The 3,167-nt window shown below is 74.1% G+C and carries 2 protein-coding genes; both read left to right on the top strand.

The annotated features are described in order from the left end of the window. The first annotated feature begins 496 nt into the window (after positions 1-496). Positions 497-1,192 (top strand): TerB family tellurite resistance protein, encoded by a 696-nt coding sequence (locus tag EF903_RS30845; protein ID WP_125548280.1) that lies wholly within the window; start codon positions 497-499, stop codon positions 1,190-1,192. A 555-nt stretch (positions 1,193-1,747) separates the two neighbouring features. Further along, on the top strand, positions 1,748-3,167 hold a 1,420-nt coding region (locus EF903_RS30840; RefSeq protein ID WP_148142618.1), incomplete at its 3' end, for a nucleobase:cation symporter-2 family protein.

Raw genomic sequence — 3,167 nt, 5'->3', positions numbered from 1 at the left:
GGGACCATCCGTACGGAGCCGGCGGCAGCGCGCCGCCCGCCCCCCCGTCCGGGAGGGGCGGGCGGCGCGCTGCCGCCGGCTCCGTACGGATGGTCCCGGATGCCGCCTCGTTGACCGGGGCGTCGCCGTACGCCGCCCCGGGCCCCGCACCGGCCGGTTCCCGCACGCTCCGACCGGGCGGGAGCCGCCGATGTCGGCCGCGGCCGGCCGGGCGCCGGAACGGGCCGGCAGCCGGCCGCGGGCCGGCCGCTCCTGCCCGCGGAGGCCGTGACCAGACGGGATCCGCCGCGCCCGGCGGTGAACGCGGGCAGGCCGCGCGGGCGGGCCGAAAGGTGCAGCAGCACGGACCGGCCAACTCCGCCCCGCGGCGGAGGTTGTCTTGTCACACGACTGACGCATCCTCACCGATGTGGCTAACATCACGCCAACCCCGGTGTGCCGCCTGGGGGTCCCGCCCGTGCCCGCAGGGCCACGGGGGAGTTGACGGAGGTGCGACGTGCTGCCAGTTCGGGGTGGGGACGGCCGGAAGCTGACGGTCTGGGGCATCCGCACCACGTGGAACACGGTGGGCGACGGCGAGTTCTTCTGCACCGGCTGCGGCGGCGACCGCAATTACCGCCGGCGCACCGGACGCCGCAGGTTCACGGTCCTCGGCGTCCCGCTGCTGCCGCGCGGCGAGGCCGGGCCCGTCGTCGAATGCCAGGGCTGCCGGGAGCGCTTCGGCACCGACGTCCTCGACCGCCTCACCACCACCCGCTTCTCCGCGCTGCTGCGCGACGCCGTGCACACCGTCGCCCTGGCCGTGCTCGCGGCCGGCGGCACCGAGGCGCGGGGCGTTCTGGAGGCCGCCGTGTTGGCCGTCCGCGCCGCCGGCTTCCAGGACTGCACCGGGGAGCAGCTGGAGTCCCTCGTGCGGGCGCTCGCCAGCGACCAGGGCCGCCTCGGGCTGTACGACGCCCCCGACTGCTGCGGGGCCGCGCTGGCCATCGAGCTCCACGAGGCGCTGGAGCCGCTCGCCCCGCACCTGGCGGGCCCCGGGCGGGAGTCGGTCCTGCTGCAGGGTGCGCGGATCGCGCTCGCCGACGGCCCGTACACCCCGGCCGAGCGCGAGGTGCTCGCCACCGTCGGCTCCGCACTGCGGATCGGCTCGGACGACGTGGCGCGGCTGCTGTCCGCCGTGCGCTCCTCCTGACCGGCGGACGACCGGCGGACGACCGCCGTGCGGCCGCCGGACGGCCGCCGGATCCGGCCGAAACGGCGTTCATCGAGGTAACGATCCGGCCTCCCCGGGCCGGAATCCGGCCGTAGCGCTCCGGGGACCGCGCCGTCCGCCGCCGGGCCGTCCCAGCAGGCGGACGGCCGCGCCGCCGCGCGCCCGCCGGCCGCCCGGGCGCGCGCGGAGGGCATCACCGCACGTCGCAGCAGGGGGCCTCGTCCGCGCGAAGGGCGGCGGGAGGGTGGGAGCGGTGCGGGGCTACCCCGACGCACCGCCATGCGCCACTGGAGGAACCCACAGATCGGACGCCCCCACAGCTCAACACTTTGTGGAAGTCGACGATATCTGTGACCCCTCCCACAGGCGTTCAATTCCGGACACACGACGAACGCCGCCGGCGCGCGACCCGGCGGGGCTTCGACCACGTGAACGAACGCACCTGACAACCCCGGCGCACCAACGGGCCAGCGACCCGCTCCGCCGGGGACAACCAGACCCTCCCCGTTCACCACCTTCTGAAGGGCAAGCCCGATGGCACGTGTCGCCGCCCGGCTCTCCGCCGACGGAGAGCAGAGCACCCACCCGGTCGACGAGGTGCTCCCCGTCCCCAAGCTCGCGCTGTACGGCTTCCAGCACGTGCTCGCCTTCTACGCCGGCGCCGTGATCGTCCCGATCATCGTCGGAGGCGCGCTCGGGCTCACTCCCGAGCAACTCGTCTACCTGATCAACGCCGACCTCTTCACCTGCGGCATCGCCTCCATCATCCAGGCCTGGGGCATCGGCCGGATCGGCGCGCGGCTGCCGCTGATCCAGGGCGTCACCTTCACCGCCGTTTCCCCGATGATCGCGATAGGCCTCGGCGCCGGCGGCGGCACCGCCGCCCTCCTGGTCATCTACGGCGCCGTCATCACCGCGGGCATCGCCACGTTCGCGTTCGCCTGGCTGCCGGCCCGGGCGTTCCGCGCGGTCATGCGGCTCTTCCCGCCGGTCGTCACCGGCACCGTGATCACCGTGCTGGGCATCGTGCTGCTGCCGGTCGGCCTCAACGACGCGGCGGGCGGCCTCGGCAGCCCCGACTTCGGCGACCCGAAGCACTTCGCGTACGCCGGCGGCACCATGCTCTTCATCCTGCTGCTGATGAGGCTCGGCCGGCCCTTCCTCTCCTCGATCGCCATCCTGCTCGGCCTGGTGGGCGGCACGGCCGTCGCCTTCCTGCTCGGCGACGCCCGGTTCGGCAGCGTCGCCAAGGCCGACTGGATCGGCGTGACGACCCCCTTCCACTTCGGGGCGCCGAAGTTCGAGTGGTTCCCGATCGTGCTGATGCTCATCGTCATGCTGATCACCATGGTCGAGACGACCGGCGACACGTACGCGGTCGGCGACATCGTCGGCAAGGACGTCGACAGCGAGACCGTGGCCCGCGCCCTGCGCGCCGACGGCGCCGCGACCGCGCTCGGCGGCGTGCTCAACTCCTTCCCGTACGTCGCGTTCGCCGAGAACGTCGGACTCGTGCGGATGACCAAGGTCAAGAGCCGCTTCGTGGTCGTCGCGGCCGGCGTATTCATGATCATCCTGGGCCTGCTGCCGAAGGCCGCCGCCATCGTGGCCTCCGTGCCGCACGGCGTCCTCGGCGGCGCCGCGACCGTCATGTTCGCGATGGTCGCCCTCGCCGGCATCCAGACCCTCGCCAAGGTCGACCTGAAGGAGGAGAAGAACGCGCTGGTCGTGGGCGTCTCCCTGGCCTTCGCGCTGCTGCCCGCGACCGTCCCGGTGCTGTTCAAGGAGCACATGGACGCCGACCTGTCCTCCCTGCTGAACAGCGGCGTCACCCTCGGCGCGACGGCCGCGATCGTGCTGAACGCGGTCTTCAACGGCCTCGGCAAGGACGACGCCCACGCCGCCGGAGCCCTGACCGCGCCGCCTGCCCCGGCCGCGGCCCGGGGGGTCAGGG

The organism is Streptomyces sp. WAC05292, from assembly GCF_003949955.1.
Lineage (GTDB): Bacteria > Actinomycetota > Actinomycetes > Streptomycetales > Streptomycetaceae > Streptomyces > Streptomyces globosus.
Note: the sequence above shows the minus strand (reverse complement) of the source record. Positions and strands in the feature narration are given on the sequence as shown.